This window comes from Enterobacter sp. R-1.6.2, from assembly GCF_035064085.1.
Taxonomy (GTDB): domain Bacteria; phylum Pseudomonadota; class Gammaproteobacteria; order Enterobacterales; family Enterobacteriaceae; genus Enterobacter; species Enterobacter asburiae_B.
Genome location: NZ_JASEYI010000003.1, coordinates 132,601 through 149,570 on the forward strand (window position 1 = coordinate 132,601; position 16,970 = coordinate 149,570).

At 57.5% G+C, this 16,970-nt stretch carries 17 protein-coding genes; 8 read left to right on the forward strand and 9 right to left on the reverse strand.

Annotated features, from left to right (window positions below):
* Nucleotides 1-4: 4 nt before the first annotated feature.
* The 3 genes from QMN93_RS04355 to celB are packed head-to-tail and all read right to left on the reverse strand — an operon-like array spanning nucleotide 5 to nucleotide 3,705.
* The gene (locus QMN93_RS04355) at nucleotides 5-1,426 is read right to left on the reverse strand and encodes a M17 family metallopeptidase (protein WP_182383994.1); all 1,422 of its coding nucleotides are present in this window, start codon (nucleotides 1,424-1,426) and stop codon (nucleotides 5-7) included.
* Nucleotides 1,426-2,382, reverse strand: a complete 957-nt coding sequence (locus QMN93_RS04360) for a N(4)-(beta-N-acetylglucosaminyl)-L-asparaginase (protein ID WP_039263716.1) — start codon at nucleotides 2,380-2,382, stop codon at nucleotides 1,426-1,428. Before QMN93_RS04360 ends, QMN93_RS04355 begins: the two co-directional genes overlap by 1 nt.
* A gap of 3 nt (nucleotides 2,383-2,385) precedes the next feature.
* Nucleotides 2,386-3,705: a PTS cellobiose transporter subunit IIC gene (gene celB, locus QMN93_RS04365; protein ID WP_323619207.1), complete on the reverse strand. Its 1,320-nt coding sequence runs from the start codon at nucleotides 3,703-3,705 to the stop codon at nucleotides 2,386-2,388.
* A 146-nt stretch (nucleotides 3,706-3,851) separates the two neighbouring features.
* Here celB and QMN93_RS04370 point away from each other — a divergent pair, with 146 nt between their 5' ends.
* Nucleotides 3,852-4,676: a helix-turn-helix domain-containing protein gene (locus QMN93_RS04370; protein ID WP_069303158.1), complete on the forward strand. Its 825-nt coding sequence runs from the start codon at nucleotides 3,852-3,854 to the stop codon at nucleotides 4,674-4,676.
* Here the strand turns inward: QMN93_RS04370 and arsC are convergent.
* Both arsC and bepA read right to left on the reverse strand, forming a co-directional pair.
* Nucleotides 4,673-5,029 carry an arsenate reductase (glutaredoxin) gene (arsC, locus tag QMN93_RS04375; RefSeq protein WP_023308762.1) on the reverse strand — a complete coding sequence of 119 codons (357 nt, stop codon included), beginning with the start codon at nucleotides 5,027-5,029 and terminating at the stop codon, nucleotides 4,673-4,675. The genes QMN93_RS04370 and arsC overlap by 4 nt on opposite strands.
* Before the next feature lie 18 nt (nucleotides 5,030-5,047).
* Nucleotides 5,048-6,511 carry a beta-barrel assembly-enhancing protease gene (gene bepA / locus QMN93_RS04380; protein ID WP_033146173.1) on the reverse strand — a complete coding sequence of 488 codons (1,464 nt, stop codon included), beginning with the start codon at nucleotides 6,509-6,511 and terminating at the stop codon, nucleotides 5,048-5,050.
* 221 nt (nucleotides 6,512-6,732) lie between these two features.
* On the opposite strand from bepA, the gene QMN93_RS04385 reads away from it, so the two are divergent.
* Entirely contained in the window at nucleotides 6,733-7,797 is a 1,065-nt protein-coding gene (locus tag QMN93_RS04385) for an AI-2E family transporter (protein WP_033146172.1), read from the forward strand.
* A 96-nt stretch (nucleotides 7,798-7,893) separates the two neighbouring features.
* Here the strand turns inward: QMN93_RS04385 and bcp are convergent, their stop codons facing one another.
* On the reverse strand, nucleotides 7,894-8,364 hold the full coding sequence (gene bcp, locus QMN93_RS04390) for a thioredoxin-dependent thiol peroxidase (protein WP_032659360.1): 471 nt from the start codon (nucleotides 8,362-8,364) through the stop codon (nucleotides 7,894-7,896).
* Nucleotides 8,364-8,933 (reverse strand): glycine cleavage system transcriptional repressor, encoded by a 570-nt coding sequence (locus QMN93_RS04395; protein WP_073001706.1) that lies wholly within the window; start codon nucleotides 8,931-8,933, stop codon nucleotides 8,364-8,366. The genes bcp and QMN93_RS04395 overlap by 1 nt, the downstream gene beginning before the upstream one ends.
* A gap of 145 nt (nucleotides 8,934-9,078) precedes the next feature.
* Between QMN93_RS04395 and dapA the strand changes: the two genes are divergently transcribed.
* The 6 genes from dapA to ypfH all read left to right on the forward strand — a co-directional run bounded on the left by dapA (nucleotide 9,079) and on the right by ypfH (nucleotide 15,536).
* Nucleotides 9,079-9,957 carry a 4-hydroxy-tetrahydrodipicolinate synthase gene (dapA, locus tag QMN93_RS04400; RefSeq protein ID WP_023308757.1) on the forward strand — a complete coding sequence of 293 codons (879 nt, stop codon included), beginning with the start codon at nucleotides 9,079-9,081 and terminating at the stop codon, nucleotides 9,955-9,957.
* Between the two features lie 16 nt (nucleotides 9,958-9,973).
* Nucleotides 9,974-11,008, forward strand: a complete 1,035-nt coding sequence (gene bamC, locus QMN93_RS04405) for an outer membrane protein assembly factor BamC (protein ID WP_033146169.1) — start codon at nucleotides 9,974-9,976, stop codon at nucleotides 11,006-11,008.
* 109 nt (nucleotides 11,009-11,117) lie between these two features.
* Entirely contained in the window at nucleotides 11,118-11,831 is a 714-nt protein-coding gene (gene purC, locus QMN93_RS04410) for a phosphoribosylaminoimidazolesuccinocarboxamide synthase (RefSeq protein WP_023332985.1), read from the forward strand.
* Between the two features lie 120 nt (nucleotides 11,832-11,951).
* A complete protein-coding gene (locus QMN93_RS04415) occupies nucleotides 11,952-12,821 on the forward strand; it encodes a neutral zinc metallopeptidase (RefSeq protein ID WP_029739971.1) in 870 nt (289 codons plus the stop codon).
* Complete coding sequence (locus QMN93_RS04420; RefSeq protein WP_193139798.1) at nucleotides 12,821-14,767, forward strand: tRNA(Met) cytidine acetyltransferase TmcA; 1,947 nt, start codon at nucleotides 12,821-12,823, stop codon at nucleotides 14,765-14,767. Before QMN93_RS04415 ends, QMN93_RS04420 begins: the two co-directional genes overlap by 1 nt.
* Nucleotides 14,768-14,840: 73 nt before the next feature.
* A complete protein-coding gene (gene ypfH / locus QMN93_RS04425; RefSeq protein WP_039263710.1) occupies nucleotides 14,841-15,536 on the forward strand; it encodes an esterase in 696 nt (231 codons plus the stop codon).
* A gap of 78 nt (nucleotides 15,537-15,614) precedes the next feature.
* Here the strand turns inward: ypfH and QMN93_RS04430 are convergent, their stop codons facing one another.
* Both QMN93_RS04430 and dapE read right to left on the reverse strand, forming a co-directional pair.
* Nucleotides 15,615-15,812: a YpfN family protein gene (locus QMN93_RS04430; RefSeq protein ID WP_014171111.1), complete on the reverse strand. Its 198-nt coding sequence runs from the start codon at nucleotides 15,810-15,812 to the stop codon at nucleotides 15,615-15,617.
* A 24-nt stretch (nucleotides 15,813-15,836) separates the two neighbouring features.
* Nucleotides 15,837-16,964 (reverse strand): succinyl-diaminopimelate desuccinylase, encoded by a 1,128-nt coding sequence (gene dapE, locus QMN93_RS04435; RefSeq protein WP_039263709.1) that lies wholly within the window; start codon nucleotides 16,962-16,964, stop codon nucleotides 15,837-15,839.
* Between the last annotated feature and the right edge of the window lie 6 nt (nucleotides 16,965-16,970).

A 16,970-nucleotide genomic window follows, 5' to 3' on the forward strand; every position in this document is an offset into this window, starting at 1 on the left:
CCGGCTAAAGATCTCCCATCAGGTGTTCCACCAGCATCGGAATCGGTCTTCCCGATGCCACGCTCTTTCCGCTCTCTCGCCACAGCGCCGTACCGCTAATATCCAGATGCGCCCACGGAATGGTCGGCGGGCAAAAGTGGTGCAGCAGCCACGCCGCCGACGCGCTGATTGCCGCATTGTTGGTCGGCGTGTTGCACAGATCGGCAATGGCGCTGTCGGTCTGTTTTTTCAGCCGCGCATCCAGCGGCAGGGACCACACTTCATCGCCACTCTGCTTACCTGCCAGCGTCAGCGCCGCGCGCAGCGGTTCATCCTGCGTCATCAGCCCGCTCAGCTCATACCCCAGCGCCTTCACGACCGCACCGGTTAAGGTCGCCATATCAATAATATAGCGCGCCTGCGGATGGCGCTGGCTGGCCCAGGCGATGGCGTCCGCCAGCACCAGCCGGCCTTCGGCATCGGTGTTGTTGATTTCAACCGTGGTGCCGTTGCAGGCCGTCGCCACCGTTCCGGGCTGCATGGCGTCCGGGCCGATGGCGTTTTCCGCCAGCGCCAGCACGCCCATGATGCGCACGGGCAGCGCCAGCTCTGCGACGGTCAGCATCAGGCCCAGCACGTTAGCCGCACCGCACATGTCGTATTTCATGGTGTACATGCCCGCGCCTTCCTTCAGCCACAGGCCGCCGGTATCAAAGGTTATGCCTTTTCCCACATAGCAGCGCACCGGGCCGTCGTTGACGCCGTCATAATGGATCGCCAGCAGGCGCGGCGGACAGGTCGCCCCTTTGCCAACGGCGTGCAGCAGCCCCAGACCCTGCTCAGCAATAGCCTTTTCGTTCAGCACTTCGCAGCGCAGGGCGGGGAAGGCGGCACAGAGCCTTTGCGCCTCTTCCACCACAAACTGCGGCGTGCATCGGTCGGACGGCATATCCGCCAGACGTCGCGCCGCGACCATGCCGCGGGCGATGGCCTGCTGCTGGCGGAAGACACCCTCCAGTTTTGCCTGCTGTTCCGGCAGGCAGAGGGCGGTGATGTGCGTAAGGCGCACCGCCGATTCATCCGTTTTCTTCAGCTTCAGGTCGCTTAGCCTGTGCGCCTGATTAAAGAGAAAGCGCAGCACCTGCGCCAGCACCACATCGTCGATAGCAGTAACGTCCAGTATCAGCCCGGGGCTGACGGGCGAGGCCAGCAGCGGGCGCAGCGCCGTCAGCAATCCTTCGGTCAGGCTATCCTGCCAGAGGGCATCCGGCAGCAGAGTGATCCGGGCAAACGGGGCGCAGCCAAAGCGGGTGTCAGCGATGCTGGCAGACTCGCGCATTTCCGCGACCAGCGCTGTTTCGGGCAAATGCGTACAGGAGGCGGACGCAATCAAATGGCTTTGCGGAGCCGCGTCAGAAAGCGCGGTGATAAACTGATACGTAATCATCATGACTCCTCAATCGGCGCGCGGATCCGCGCGGCGTAGGCCTGCATCCATTCATCGTCTACGGCGTAATAATGCGTTTTCTCCCGCAGGCGTTCGGTACGAAAAACGGTGAGGGGCTGGCGAGCCGTCGCCACCACAAACGAGAAGGTTTTGATGTTGGTGGCGGCCCCGAATTCGCCCCTGTTGTTCATGCACACCACGGAAAGATCGCCCGCGCGGCCAAAGCGCGACATCAGCTTATCTTCCAGCTCGAACACCACCGAATCCGCCGCCTGCTGGGGCGTCATACCCTGCGCCATGCGGCGGACAATTTCGTAGCTGGTGCAGCCTTTCATCAGATCTTCACCGACGCCCGTTGCGGTGGCCGCGCCGGTTTCACTGTCGCAGTAAAAGCCGGAACCAATAATGGGTGAATCCCCGAGTCGACCGCGCTTTTTCATGAACAGGCCGCTGGTGGAGGTGGCGACGCTCATCGAGCCCTGCTTATCGAGGCCGATAATGCCGACGGTGTCATGTCCGTCGTAAGGGCTTAGGCCCTTATCCAGCGTTTCGCGGCAGCGTTTGCGGTAGTGCTGCATGGCGCGGTCAGTGAGCATGGTTTTGTCGGCAAAGCCCTGGCTCAGCGCCCATTCCCGCGCGCCCTGGCCGACCAGCAGGCTGTTGTAGCGCTGGCGGCTTAACGCATGCGCCACCCGCACCGGGTTGGCGATATCCACCAGGTTGCCCACGGCACCAAACGCCAGCGTATCGCCGTCCATGTAGGCGGCGTCCAGCTCTACTTCGCCATTTTCGGTGGGCAGCCCGCCGTAGCCGACGGATTTATAAAACGGAAAGTCTTCGACGGCGGCGACGGCATCCACCACCGCTGCAGAGACCGGTTTACCCGCAGCCAGCGCAGACGCAGACTCCGTAACGCCTTCAAGCGCCATTCTCCAGGTCGCGATAATTCCCCACATGCTTTACTCCTGTTTTGCAAGGGTGGTGTCGGTTTGCGTAACGGTGGCCATTTCCGCCGCGCGGTACTGTTTATCCACGATACGCATAAAAGGCAGGTACAGCATGGCGCCAATCAGCAGGTTGATAAGCTGCATGACGCTGCCGCTCAGGTGTCCGGTAACGATAAAGCCGCTGATAACCGGCGGCAGCGTCCAGGGAATAAACACCCCGGTGGTGACGGCAACCGCGCCAATCTTCATCGCCGCATACTGCACGGTGACCAGCACCAGCGGCACCAGGTTGAACTGGATAAGCATTATCGGGTTCATGATCACCGGCAGGCCAAACAGGATCGGTTCGTTGATGTTAAACACCGATGCCCCGGCGCCGAGGCGCGCCACTTCACGCATGTTTTTGCTGCGGGCGAAAATCAGCATCGCAATCACCAGCGACAGCGTGGCCCCTGCGCCGCCCATCCAGATCATGTCAAAAAACTGTTCGGTGATAATGTGCGGCGGCGTCGTGCCTGCCTGAATCGCGGCGATGTTGTCGGTCTGGTTCTCCATCCACAGCGGGCGAATGATGCCGTTGATCATCGAGCCGGAGTTAATGCCCACTGACCACAGAATGGTGATGCTGAACACCGTCATCAGCGCGCCAAAGTAAGAGGTGCCGTAGTGGCGCACCGGCGTGGCAACCACTTCGTAAATAAACTGGTGGATGGTGTTGTAGTGGGTGTTTTCAAAAACGATGCGGATACCCAGCACCAGAATCATCACCAGTAGGGCCGGGATCAGCGCTGCGAACGACTCCTGCACCGCCGGAGGCACGCCGTCCGGCATTTTGATCACCAGTTTTTTGCGCTTGAGCCAGCAGAACAGTTCCGTCCACAGCAGGGAACCGATCATCGCCACGAACAGCCCTTTGCTGCCAATCCACTCCACCGGAATGACGGTAATACCGCCGTTTTCCGCCACTTTGATAAAGGGCGTCAGGATGAGAAAGGCGACCAGCGCCAGGATACCGCAGGAGATGCGGTCTTCACCGTAGTGTTCCGCCAGGCGGAAGGCCACCAGGAAGCTGATGAACAGCGACATGGTGGAGAACACCGCGTTGAACGGGATTTCAATAATGGCGCTCCAGCTCTCACCAAAGGCCTGAGACATAAACTGCTGATAGGCTTGATTCGGGAACGACGAGATCACCAGCAGAATAGAGCCGACGATGATAAACGGCATGAATGATACGTAGGCGCCGCGAATGGCCCCGAGGTGACGCTGCTGGGCCGTTTTGGCCGCCAGCGGCATCAGTTTTGCTTCAAGAAATCCCAGAACATTGTTCATTGTGAACTCCGTACAAGATTGAGGGGTGTTGTTTGTGTTATGTCTGGGGATTATCAGTGAAGCGCGGCGAGCGAAAGGTGAAATCGGTCACAAAGCAATCGCTGGCGTAGTATAAATCTCATGAGATTGGTTTTAAGGATTCTGCGATGGAAATTAAATTGCATGCTAATGCCACCACGACGCCGCGCATCCGTCGCTATCTACAGCAGTCAGATAAAAGCGACAGGGAGCTGGCTACCGAGCTGGGTATTTCGGTCACTACCGTCAGGCGCTGGCGCAACCGCGAGCAGGTTTCGGATAATCACACGACGCCAAAAGTGATACACAAAGCATTGAGACAGGAGCAGGTTGCGCTGGTCAATGCCCTGCGGGATATCACTGGCGCCCCGCTGGACGAACTGCTGCAGATGGTCAATAGCGAACTCGGGATCGCCGTGTCCCGCGCGACCCTGAACCGCTATCTCAAACCGGCTTCGATAAAGCAGAAGGGCGCGACGTTGCAGGGAAAAAAGGCGCTGAAGGCAGGTATCGTGCCGCAAAAACTCCTGTTACATCATCAGCCTCTGTCGCTGCATATGGACGATGGCGGGGAACAGCATCTGCTGTGGGCGCGTGAACCCGTGAGCGGCTGGTGCTACGCCCGGCTGTACGCGGGCATTTCTCCGCAGCTGCTGGCCCACTGGGCGAATGACGCTCTGGAAGCCTGTCCGGCTGATATTCAATCTGTTGAGACTTTTGGTTTCGAGGTGAAGCTTGAGGAGCGTAATATCAACGTGACAGCGCATCCACAGCAATACCGCGCCGTTCAGGTTGATCTACCGCTATGTGAAATCATCCCACGTCTGAACAGTGAACCGGCAGGCGAGCTGTTGATCCAGCTGTGCGAATTTTACAACCGCGGAAAAGCGCAGAAAAAGCTGGGAGAGAGTACGCCGCAGGCCTTTCTGGAAGCGCTGCGGCATAAGGACTAGAGGATCTCGAGCACGTCTTCCGGCGGGCGTCCAATGCGCGCCTGGCCGTTCGCCACTACTATCGGGCGCTCAATCAGCTTTGGATTTTCAACCATCGCCTGGATCAGCTCAGCCTCGGTGAGACGGCTGTCATCCAGGTTAAGCGACTTATACAGATCTTCTTTCTGACGCATCAGCTCTCTTGCACTGCCCATTCCCAGCATGTGCAGCAGCTGGCGGAGGGTTTGCGCGTCAGGTGGGGTGTCGAGGTACAGCACCACTTCCGGCTCAACGCCGTTAGACTTCAGCAGGCTCAGGGTATCGCGGCTCTTGGAGCAGCGAGGGTTGTGATAAATTTTTACGGCGTCTGTCATGACGTGAATTCTCCTTTATTACATCTTCTCGTACGGCTTAAAGCGCTGCTGCAGGCCGCGCAGCTGATCGATACGCGCGTCGTAACGGGCCTGCTGGAGGCTGCCGAGTTTGACCTGCGCGCTGGCGCTGCTGAGCGTGGAAATCGCCTGATCGAGGCGGCCCACCAGGGCAAAACCTTCGGCACGCGCCGCCAGCTCCTGATCGCGGTTGCCGAGCTGGGCTTCCGCCTGAGCGAGCAGATCCCAGCCGTTTTGATCGTCTTTATTGTTAAAGGTATAGCGGTTCAGAATGGTCGCCGCTTCGCCAGGCTGACCGCCCTGTAAGTAAGCGTTCGCCAGGTTAAGCTGCAGCACCGGGTTGGTACGGACGTCTTTCGCCCCCTTCAGACGGTTGATCGCATCGGCCGTTTTCTTCTGGCCCAGATCGATATCCGTCGACAGATCGAGGTACCACGGGTTGTTCGGGTCTGCAGCCAGAAGCGGTTGCAGCGCTTTGCGCGCCTCGTCGTATTTGCTGGCTTCCATCGCCTGGAGCGCCTGACCATACTGCGCGGCGTTTTTCTCACGCACGTTGCCTTTCGCCAGGGTATCCAGCAGATCGCTGGTGAGCTGGTTACGCCCGGAGTTGTACATCCCAAGCGTTCTCACCTTCGCCATGTAGAAATCCTGCGAAGACTGGACCACCACCGGACGCATCTGGTTGGCACGGTTACGCGCGTCCGACAGGCGACTTTCCGGCAGCGGGTGGGTCAGCAGAATTTCCGGCGGACGGGAAGAGTAACGCGCCTGATCGAGCAGTTTTTCGAGGAAGCTCGGCATGGCCTGCGGGTCAAAGCCCGAACGCTGCAGCACCTGAATCCCGATGCGGTCCGCTTCCTGTTCGTTTTGCTGGGTAAAGCTGATCATCCCCTGGCGCGTTCCCGCCAGCGTACCGGTCAGGGCCGCCATCCCGGCCTGCGGGCTGGCCATCGCCAGCAGAATAGAGCCCAGCGCGCCCACCCAGGTCAGCGGGGCGTTACGTTTCTGGTCTTCCATGGCGCGCGCCAGGTGGCGCTGGGTGACGTGCGAAATTTCGTGCGCCATCACCGAGGCCAGCTGGCTTTCGTTGTCAGAGTAACGGAATAACGCCGAGTGCAGCACCACGTTTCCGCCAAAGAAGGCGAAGGCGTTGATTTCGTCATTATTGATTAAATAGAAATGGAAGGGCGTTTTTACCGAGTCGGCGTGCGAAACCAGACGCATCCCCAGCCCGTTAATGTACTGTACCAGCAAAGGATCGTTGATCAGCGGGGCGCTGCCGCGCAGCTGGCGAACATAGTAATCCCCCATTTGCATCTCTTGCCCAATAGAGAGCGTGCTTCCTGCTGTGGTGCCCATGTCCGGCAATGAATCGGACGAGTCAGCAAAAGCGGGCAACACCTGACCGACCGTCACCGCGGCAATCAGTGTTGCAACCAGTGTTTTTCTCAACTGCCTGAACATAACCACTGTCCTGTATGTTGGATGTGCTAATTTGACCGATGAACCGGCATAACGTTCATCTCTGCTGCTCTGCGAGTGTAGCCGTGTTACAGCATGAAGAAAATCCCATTCATCAGGCTTTTGCGGATTGCGATCGGGATACAAAAAGCGAAAGTCTTTTTTGTGACAGTTAGATACAATCCACCGTCTCACTCCCGCCATTCGATTCAGGGAAGGGTTGTATGCTCGAAATGTTAATGCAGTGGTACCGGCGTCGGTTCAGCGACCCGGAAGCCATTGCTTTGTTGGTTATTCTGGTTGCCGGGTTCGGTATTCTGTTCTTCTTCAGCGGCCTGCTCGCTCCCCTGCTGGTGGCGATTGTGCTGGCGTACCTGCTGGAGTGGCCGACGGCGCGCCTGGAACACATCGGCTGTTCCCGCCGGTGGGCGACCAGCATCGTGCTGGTGCTGTTTGTCGGCATCCTGCTGCTAATGGCCTTTGTGGTAATGCCGGTCGCCTGGCAGCAGGGAATTAACCTGATCCGCGATATGCCCGGCATGTTGAATAAACTCTCTGATTTTGCCGCCACGCTGCCGCGCCGTTACCCGGCCCTGATGGATGCCGGGATTATTGACGCGATGGCCGAAAATATGCGCGCCCGCATCATGACGATGGGCGATTCGGTGGTGAAGTACTCTCTGGCCTCGCTGGTCGGACTGCTGACGCTGGCGGTTTACCTTGTGCTCGTGCCGCTGATGGTCTTCTTCCTGGTGAAAGATAAAGATCAGATGCTCAACGCCGTGCGCCGTATTCTGCCGCGCAACCGCGGGCTGGCAGGGCAGGTCTGGGAAGAGATGAACCAGCAGATCACAAACTACATTCGCGGCAAGGTGCTGGAGATGATTGTCGTGGGGGTCGCCACCTGGATTGGCTTCCTGATTTTCGGCCTGAACTACTCGCTGCTGCTGGCGGTGCTGGTGGGGCTGTCGGTCCTGATTCCGTATATCGGCGCGTTTGTGGTGACCATTCCGGTTGTTGGGGTCGCGCTGTTCCAGTTTGGGCTGGGGACAGAGTTCTGGAGCTGCTTTGCGGTGTACCTGATTATTCAGGGCCTGGACGGTAACCTGCTGGTACCGGTGCTGTTCTCCGAAGCGGTGAACCTGCATCCGCTGGTGATTATCTTGTCCGTGGTGATTTTCGGCGGGCTGTGGGGATTCTGGGGCGTGTTCTTTGCGATTCCGCTGGCGACGCTGATTAAGGCCGTGGTCCACGCGTGGCCGGATGTGCCGGCGGTGGAAGAGAAGTAGTTTTTGTGCGGCCTGATGCCCTCACTCCGCTCCTCTCCCACGGGGAGAAGGGGAAAACACTAAAAACGGCAACCTGGGTTGCCGTTTTACTGTTTATCAGGCGCTTGCTTTCAGCCAGTTCAACACCACGTCGTGGTGGTTGCTGGTTTTAAAGTCGTCAAACACATGTTCAACTTTACCGTCAGCGTCAATCAGGAAGCTAATGCGGTGAATGCCGTCGTAGGTTTTACCCATAAACGTCTTCTCGCCCCAGACGCCGAACTGCTCGCACACCTGATGATCTTCATCAGAAAGCAGCGTGAAGTTCAGCAGCTCTTTTTCAGCAAATCGTGACAGCTTTTCTGGTTTATCCGTGCTGATACCCAGCACTTCCACACCGACTTTTTTCAACTCGTCCATGTTGTCGCGTAAGCCGCAGGCCTGTACGGTGCAGCCGGGGGTCATGGCTTTCGGGTAGAAATAGACCAGAACACGCTGTCCCTGGAAGTCGGTCAAATTTACTTGCTCGCCGTCTTGATCCGGTAAGCTAAATTTCGGTGCGATGTCACCGGCTTTCAGTGGGTTCATTACTCAACTCCATCCTGTTCGTGCTGCGAATAATTGACGACGCTTATACTGCCCTGCGCGTTTAATTCTGTACAGAGGGCTTTGAACGCTTGCTCGATATTTGACGCATCCTGTGAGGCAGGGCTGTGCGCGGTGATTTGAATAAACAGCACCGGAAGACGCTGGTCACCGCTTGTCTGCGTACGGGAAACCAGTTCGGCAATATTCATCTGATGATTGTCAAAAAGCGCGGTGAAACGCTCAATCAGATGCGGTGAATCAGGCACTTCAACCTGCACCCAGACGGTAGAAGGCAGTGCCGGACGCGGACGCGCGGTGGTGCGCTTCATGACAATCAGCAAATCCAGTTCGGCCCCCTTCAGCGGCAGGGTCGATTCAATCAACGTAATGGCGTTCCATGTCCCGGAAAGCAACATAATAAATGTGAACTCTTCGCCAAGCATCGCCAGACGGCTGTCTTCGATATTACAGCCGCAGCTGCTTACGTGACGGGTGATGGTGTTCACGATACCCGGCCTGTCGGCACCCAGCGCAGTGATAACCAGGTAATGTTGTGATGAGGTTGTCAAACCTGTTCTTCCTTTGCATGGTTAAGTCTTCCTAAGGAAAGCATAAAAAAAACATGCATACAACCGCCTGCGAGCCTCAGGTCGCTTGCTTTTATTACAGTTCCAAACGTAACATTGAGGCTCTTGTTCGCACAGAGGATGGCTCATGTTCACGGGAAGTATTGTCGCGCTTGTTACACCGATGGATGAAAAAGGTAATGTCTGCCGGTCAAGCATGAAGAAGCTCATTGATTACCATGTCGCCAACGGAACCTCGGCGATCGTTTCGGTAGGGACTACCGGTGAATCCGCAACGCTGAGCCACGACGAGCACGGCGATGTGGTGATGCTGACCCTGGAACTGGCGGACGGACGTATTCCGGTCATCGCGGGGACAGGGGCTAATGCAACCGCAGAAGCTATCAGCCTGACCAAGCGTTTTAACGACAGCGGCATCGTGGGCTGTCTGACGGTGACCCCTTATTACAACCGTCCTACTCAGGAAGGTTTGTTCCAGCACTTCAAAGCCATCGCTGAACATACTGACTTGCCACAAATTCTGTATAATGTGCCGTCCCGTACCGGTTGCGATATGCTGCCGGAAACCGTTGGTCGTCTCTCGGAAGTAAAAAATATTATCGGTATTAAAGAGGCGACAGGGAACTTAAGCCGCGTTCATCAGATCAAAGAGCTGGTTTCAGACGACTTTATCCTGTTGAGTGGTGATGATGCGACCGCGCTGGACTTTATGCAGCTCGGTGGTCATGGCGTGATCTCCGTAACGGCAAACGTTGCGGCGCGCGATATGGCAGAAATGTGCAAACTGGCCGCAGCCGGTCACTTTGATGAAGCGCGTGTCATTAATCAGCGTCTGATGCCGCTGCACAATAAATTATTTGTCGAACCCAATCCGATCCCAGTGAAATGGGCATGTAAGGAGTTGGGACTTGTAGCATCCGACACGCTGCGTCTGCCAATGACACCGATTACCGACCACGGTCGTGACATCGTCAGGGCGGCGCTGAAGCATGCCGGTTTGCTGTAGAGTTTAGGGAGATTTGATGGCTTATTCAGTACAGAAGTCGCGCCTGGCGAAGGTTGCGAGTGTTTCGCTTGTTATGCTGCTCGCTGCCTGTAGTTCAGATTCGCGCTACAAGCGCCAGGTGAGCGGTGATGAATCCTATCTGGATGCGACCCCGCTTGCTGAACTTCACGCACCGGCTGGTATGATCCTGCCGATTCAGAACGGCGATTATAATATTCCCGTGACCAACGGCAGCGGCCTGGTCGGTAAAGCGCTTGATATTCGTCCGCCAGCACAGCCTCTGGCGCTGGTCAGCGGGGCGCGTACCCAGTTCACCGGTGATACGGCGTCTCTGATGGTTGAGAGCGCGCGCGGTAGCACGCTGTGGCCGCAGGTTGTCAGCGTCATTCAGTCGAAGAACTACACCATCGATAAACGCGATGACGCCAGCCAGACGTTAACCACCGACTGGATCGAATGGAACCGCCTGGATGAAGACCAGCAGTACCGCGGTCGTTATCAAGTCTCCGTTAAACCACAGGGTTACCAGCAGGCGGTTAACGTTAAGTTGTTGAACCTGGAGCAGGCGGGTAAACCGGTTGCGGATGCCGCGTCCCTGCAGCGTTACAGCACCGAAATGCTGAACGTGATTGCCGCGGGTCTGGATAAGACCGCTACCGATGCCGCCAACGCCGCGCAGAGCCGCAACGGCGCGACCTTCGATGTGCAAAGCGGTGCGGATGATACCGGCCTGCCAATGCTGGTGGTGCGTGCACCGTTTAACCAGACCTGGCAGCGTCTGCCAGCGACGCTGGAAAAAGTGGGCATGAAAGTGACCGACAGCACGCGTTCAACCGGCAGCATGACGGCAACGTATAAGCCGCTCTCCGACAGCGCATGGCAGGAACTGGGCGCGAAAGATCCTCAGCTTGCCTCCGGTGACTACAAGATTCAGGTAGGCGACCTTGATAACCGCAGCAGTCTGCAGTTTATCGATCCAAAAGGTCACACGCTGACCCAGTCGCAGAACGATGCGCTGGTCGCTGTCTTCCAGGCAGCATTCAGCAAATAAATACGAGGGCTGGTGAATCCAGCCCTTTTTATTTTCGTGCCACGCAAACGTGTGCGTGGCATAATATGCCCAGTTTTGAACACAAATCATCACACCAGGAGTAATGAAGATGCAGAAGCAAGCTGAGTTGTATCGTGGCAAAGCGAAGACCGTATACAGCACGGAAAACCCGGATCTGTTGGTGCTCGAGTTCCGCAATGATACGTCAGCAGGGGATGGCGCACGCATTGAGCAGTTCGATCGTAAAGGCATGGTGAACAACAAGTTCAACCACTTCATTATGACCAAACTGGCCGAAGCGGGTATCCCGACCCAGATGGAAGCGTTGCTGTCCGATACGGAATGTCTGGTGAAAAAACTGGATATGGTTCCGGTTGAGTGCGTTATTCGTAACCGTGCGGCGGGCTCCCTGGTGAAGCGTCTCGGCATTGAAGAAGGTATCGAACTGAATCCACCGCTGTTCGACCTGTTCCTGAAAAACGATGCGATGCACGACCCGATGGTCAACGAATCCTACTGCGAAACCTTCGGCTGGGTGAGCAAAGAGAACCTGGCGCGTATGCAGGAGCTGACCTACAAAGCCAACGACGTGCTGAAAAAACTGTTTGATGACGCGGGCCTGATCCTCGTCGACTTCAAGCTGGAGTTTGGTCTGTTCAAAGGCGAAGTGGTGCTGGGCGATGAGTTCTCACCGGACGGTAGCCGCCTGTGGGATAAAGAAACCCTGGATAAAATGGACAAAGACCGTTTCCGTCAGAGCCTGGGTGGCCTGATTGAAGCGTACGAAGCGGTTGCTCACCGTTTAGGCGTTAAGCTCGACTAACTCCCTCACTTGCCAAAGGATGTTCCCATCCTTTGGCGTCTTACCTTTGTTTCCTATGGTAATCTTGCCGTTAACCGCCTACGATCATAGCTATTATAAATGGAATAGTTCGAGGTGGTTATGCGCTGGCAAGGGCGTCGTGAAAGTGACAATGTAGAAGACAGACGTAGTGATGGCGGCGGCGGTCCTTCAATGGGTGGGCCAGGCTTCCGGTTACCCAGCGGCAAGGGCGGTATCATCCTGCTGATTGTCGTGCTGGTTGCGGGGTATTACGGCGTCGATCTCACCGGTTTAATGACCGGTCAGCCGCTGCAACAGCAGGAGCATTCTCAGCGCTCCATCAGCCCGAATGAAGATGAAGCGGCCAAATTTACCTCCGTTATTCTCGCCACAACAGAAGACACCTGGAGTCAGCTGTTTGAGAAGATGGGGCGTACCTACCAGCAGCCGAAGCTGGTGATGTACCGGGGGGCAACCCGCACCGGATGCGGTACCGGGCAATCTGTTATGGGGCCGTTCTACTGCCCGGCAGACGGCACCGTCTATATCGATCTCTCTTTTTACGATGACATGAAACGCAAGCTTGGCGCCGACGGTGATTTTGCCCAGGGCTATGTGATCGCGCATGAAGTCGGCCATCACGTGCAAAAGCTGCTGGGGATTGAGCCAAAAGTGCGCCAGCTTCAGCAAAATGCGTCTCAGGCGGAAGTGAACCGCCTTTCCGTTAAGATGGAGCTGCAGGCGGACTGCTTCGCGGGCGTCTGGGGCCACAGCATGCAGCAGCAGGGCGTGCTGGAATCCGGCGATCTTGAGGAGGCGTTAAATGCCGCTCAGGCTATCGGTGACGACCGTCTTCAGCAGCAGAGCCAGGGACGCGTCGTGCCGGACAGCTTCACTCACGGTACCTCACAGCAGCGCTATAGCTGGTTCAAACGCGGCTTCGACAGCGGCGATCCGGCGCAGTGTAATACCTTCGGCAAAGCGATGTAATGCTGGAGTTTGAACAGCTGATAAGCGAGCTTGAGCGCACCGGCCATCGTCGGCTGGTGGTGCTCAGCGGTGAGGCGCAGTGGACGTTAACCCAGGCGCTGACCCTGCGTGACGCCTTGCCCGGAGACTGGGTAAGGCTTGACGAACACCCTTCAAAAGCCATCGGCGGCCTGCTGGGACGCGAGTACCGGCACGCCGTTTTTGACGCCAGCGCCGGGTTTGATGTCGCCGCATTTGCCGCCCTGAGCGGAACGCTGAGCGCCGGAAGCCTTCTGGTGCTGCGGGTTCCGCCGCTCGACGCGTGGCCCGAGTTGCCAGACAGCGATTCACTGCGCTGGAGCGACGGCGCCGAAGCGATAGCCACGCCGCATTTTGTCCACCATTTCTGCCGGACGATTGCCGCCGATCCCGACGCTATTGTCTGGCTTCAGGGCTGCGGGTTATCCCTTCCGCCTTTACCCGACGCGCCAGACTGGCAGCCTGCCAGCGGCGCACCGCAGCGCGAGCAGGCTGAGATCCTGGATGTGCTGCTGGGGATGCCGGAGGGCATCGTGGCCGTCACCGCCGCGCGCGGGCGAGGAAAATCAGCCCTGGCGGGAATGCTGCTGAACCGCATTGCCGGCAGCGCCGTGGTTACCGCACCGTCGAAGGGGGCGACGGATATCATCGCCCGCTTTGCCGGAGAGCGTTTTCATTTTATGGCCCCGGACGCGCTGCTTGCCTCTTCACACCGGGCTGACTGGCTAATTGTCGATGAAGCCGCTGCGATCCCCGGACCTCTGCTTGAAAAGCTAGTTGCCCGTTTCCCTCGCGTGCTGTTGACCACCACGGTGCAGGGATATGAGGGGACGGGCCGGGGATTCTTGCTTAAATTCTGCGGTCGGTTTGCCGGGCTGCAGCGCTACAGCTTATCTACACCGGTACGCTGGGCGGCGGGCTGCCCGCTTGAGCGGGTTGTTGCCAGCGCGCTGCTGTTTGACGATACGCTGATTGACCGACGCCCGGAAGGGGAGGTGCGTTTAACGTCTCTGACGCCGACGGCATGGGAAAGCCGCCCGGCGCTTGCAGCGAGCGTATACGAGCTCCTCTGCGCGGCGCATTATCGTACCTCGCCGCTCGATTTACGCCGCATGATGGACGCGCCCGGGCAGCAGTTTGCCGTTGCCGAAACGAATCCGGTTATCGCCGGGGCGCTCTGGCTGGTGGAGGAGGGCGGGCTCTCCCCCGAGCTTAGCCGCGCCGTGTGGGCAGGATACCGGCGTCCGCGCGGTAACCTGGTGGCGCAGTCTCTTGCGGCGCACGGCGGCTCTCCGCTGGCGGCGACGCTCAGAGGACGACGGGTGACCCGCATTGCCGTACATCCTCACCGTCAGCGGGAAGGGATTGGCCAGGCGCTTGTTCGCGGCGCCAGCGGCGAAGACTATCTGTCGGTGAGCTTTGGTTATACCGATGAGCTGTGGCGTTTCTGGCAGCAATGTGGGTTTGTGCTGGTGCGGATGGGCAGCCATCGTGAAGCCAGCAGCGGCTGCTACACCGCGATGGCCTTGCTGCCCCAGAGCGAGGCCGGGCGTCAGCTGTGTGAACAGGCGCAGCGTCGTCTGAAGCGCGATGCGCGGGTGCTATCGGCCTGGAACGGTGAAAAGATCCCCGTGGAAGACGGCTGGGAAGCTACCCTTAATAATGACGACTGGCTGGAGCTGGCGGGGTTTGCTTTTGCTCATCGGGCGTTTTCAACCTCGGTTGCCGCACTGACGCGGCTGTTGTTAACCGTGGATATGCCGCTTCCGGCCCTGCGCGGGAAAATGGACGGAAAAACGGAAGACGTCGGGCGAAAAGCGTTGCTGGCAACGTTGCGAAATGAAACCGCGCAAGCGATTGAAAGTCTTGATTATCTCCGTAGCCAGCAGTTGAAAGAAGACATTTTGCAATGGCAATTTTTTCAATGACTTCTTCAGTAAAGTGGCATGGTCATTCACGTCGGGAGGCGTAGAATCCAGGTCATCTATTAAGGAGACCACCATGAAACACGACCATTTTGTTGTTCAAAGCCCTGACAAACCGGCTAAACAGTTACTGCTTCTGTTTCATGGCGTTGGCGATAATGCCGTCAATATGGGTCAGATTGGCAGCTGGTTTGCGCCCGTTTTTCCGGAGGCATTGATTGTCAGCATCGGTGGCGTAGAGCCATGCGGTCCGAACGGACGCCAGTGGTTCTCTGTTCAGGGCGTGACGGAAGAGAACCGTCAGGCTCGCATCGACGCCATCATGCCCACCTTTATCGACATCGTCCGCTACTGGCAGCAGCAGAGCGGCGTGGGTGCCGACGCGACCGCGCTGATTGGCTTCTCGCAGGGGTCAATCATGTCGCTGGAAAGCGTAAAAGCGCAGCCGGGTCTGGCGTCACGCGTCATTGCGTTTAACGGCCGTTTTGCGACGTTACCGACAAGCGCGACCACGCAGACCACGATCCACCTGATCCACGGTGGTGAAGACCGGGTGATTGAGCTATCGCATGCGGTTGCCGCTCAGGAAGCGCTGATTCGCGAAGGTGGGGACGTGACGCTGGATATCGTTGACGAGCTGGGCCACGCGATTGACGACCGTAGCATGCAGTTCGCGCTCGATCGTTTGCGCTATACCGTACCGAAGCACTACTTTGATGAAGCGCTCAGCGGCGGTAAGCCGGATAACGATGATATTGTAGAGTTTATGTGATTATTTCCCCTCACCTCTAAGGGGGAGGGAACATGGCTCCCCTCGCCCCTCTGGGGAGAGGGGCTGGGGGTGAGGGGATTACTTCTTCTGGTCCTTCTTCGGCCAGTCGTCGTCATCGTCCCACTTGTCGTTAAAATCACGGTGCGGGGGAAGATCCGGTTTGTTGGCGAGAAATTTTTTATGGTCAACGCGCTTAAGATCTTTAATCACGTTCAGCAGTACGCCAACCAGAAAAACCAACACCAGAATCCACCAGTACTTTGAAAGCCAATCCATTCGCTATTCCTCTCAGAGCGTTCGTCAGGCGACGAGTTGCTCCATAATACGTTGATACATACGGGCCAGCAGTTGCAAATCTGCCGCATTGACACACTCATTGATTTTATGAATGGTTGCGTTCACTGGACCCAGTTCGACAACCTGGGCGCCCATACGGGCGATAAAGCGTCCGTCTGAGGTGCCACCCGTTGTCAGCAGCTGTGGCTTAATTTCATTATAGTGCTCGATGGCGTTCACCACCGCATCCACCAGTTTGCCACGCTGCGTCAGGAACGGCTGGCCGGAAAGCCACCACTCCACGGTGTAGCGCAGGTGATATTTTTCCAGCAGCGCGATAACGCGCGCCTTGATCATCTCATCGGTCAGTTCGGTGCTGAAGCGGAAGTTAAACTGGACGAAGTAATCACCCGGGATCACGTTATTGCTGCCGGTCCCGGCCTTGACGTTCGCAATCTGCATGCTGGTTGGCGGAAAGAATTCGTTGCCTTTATCCCACTCGATGCCCACCAGTTCGCTCAGCATCGGCGCAGCGCGATGGACCGGGTTATCGGCCAGATGCGGGTAAGCCACGTGCCCCTGAACGCCGTGAATGGTCAGGTTACAGGTCAGCGAGCCGCGGCGCCCGTTTTTGACGACATCGCCCACCACTTCGGTACTGGACGGCTCACCGACCAGGCAGTAGTCGAGACGCTCGTTACGCGCCATCAGCGCTTCAACAACCTTCACGGTGCCGTTATGGGCGCTGGCTTCTTCGTCGGAGGTGATTAAAAACGCCAGACGGTTTTTGTGGTTTGGATGCTGAGCCACAAAGCGCTCTGCCGCCACGACCATCGCCGCCAGCGAGCCTTTCATGTCTGCCGCGCCGCGACCAAACAGCATGCCGTCGCGGATGGTCGGTTCAAACGGCGGGTTAATCCAGCGATCCGCGTCACCGGCGGGAACGACGTCAGTATGCCCGGCAAAGGCCAGCGTTTCGCCCTGTCCGCGCCACGCCCAGAAGTTCTGAGTATCGCCAAAATCCATGCGTTCAACGGTAAAACCGATGGCACGCAGGCGCTCAATCATAAGTGCCTGACAACCTGCGTCGTCCGGGCTAAGGGAAGGACGGCGAATAAGCTGCTGAGTCAGCTCAATGACCGGGCATGACATAAACTA

Coding starts and splice junctions, on each gene's coding strand:
- QMN93_RS04415 (WP_029739971.1), top strand. CDS start 11,952: ATGCGCTGGCAAGGGCGTCGTGAAAGTGACAATGTAGAAGACAGACGT.
- QMN93_RS04370 (WP_069303158.1), top strand. CDS start 3,852: ATGGAAATTAAATTGCATGCTAATGCCACCACGACGCCGCGCATCCGT.
- QMN93_RS04360 (WP_039263716.1), bottom strand. CDS start 2,382: ATGTGGGGAATTATCGCGACCTGGAGAATGGCGCTTGAAGGCGTTACG.
- purC (WP_023332985.1), top strand. CDS start 11,118: ATGCAGAAGCAAGCTGAGTTGTATCGTGGCAAAGCGAAGACCGTATAC.
- dapE (WP_039263709.1), bottom strand. CDS start 16,964: ATGTCATGCCCGGTCATTGAGCTGACTCAGCAGCTTATTCGCCGTCCT.
- bcp (WP_032659360.1), bottom strand. CDS start 8,364: ATGAACCCACTGAAAGCCGGTGACATCGCACCGAAATTTAGCTTACCG.
- arsC (WP_023308762.1), bottom strand. CDS start 5,029: ATGACAGACGCCGTAAAAATTTATCACAACCCTCGCTGCTCCAAGAGC.
- QMN93_RS04385 (WP_033146172.1), top strand. CDS start 6,733: ATGCTCGAAATGTTAATGCAGTGGTACCGGCGTCGGTTCAGCGACCCG.
- QMN93_RS04430 (WP_014171111.1), bottom strand. CDS start 15,812: ATGGATTGGCTTTCAAAGTACTGGTGGATTCTGGTGTTGGTTTTTCTG.
- dapA (WP_023308757.1), top strand. CDS start 9,079: ATGTTCACGGGAAGTATTGTCGCGCTTGTTACACCGATGGATGAAAAA.
- QMN93_RS04355 (WP_182383994.1), bottom strand. CDS start 1,426: ATGATTACGTATCAGTTTATCACCGCGCTTTCTGACGCGGCTCCGCAA.
- celB (WP_323619207.1), bottom strand. CDS start 3,705: ATGAACAATGTTCTGGGATTTCTTGAAGCAAAACTGATGCCGCTGGCG.
- ypfH (WP_039263710.1), top strand. CDS start 14,841: ATGAAACACGACCATTTTGTTGTTCAAAGCCCTGACAAACCGGCTAAA.
- bamC (WP_033146169.1), top strand. CDS start 9,974: ATGGCTTATTCAGTACAGAAGTCGCGCCTGGCGAAGGTTGCGAGTGTT.
- bepA (WP_033146173.1), bottom strand. CDS start 6,511: ATGTTCAGGCAGTTGAGAAAAACACTGGTTGCAACACTGATTGCCGCG.
- QMN93_RS04420 (WP_193139798.1), top strand. CDS start 12,821: ATGCTGGAGTTTGAACAGCTGATAAGCGAGCTTGAGCGCACCGGCCAT.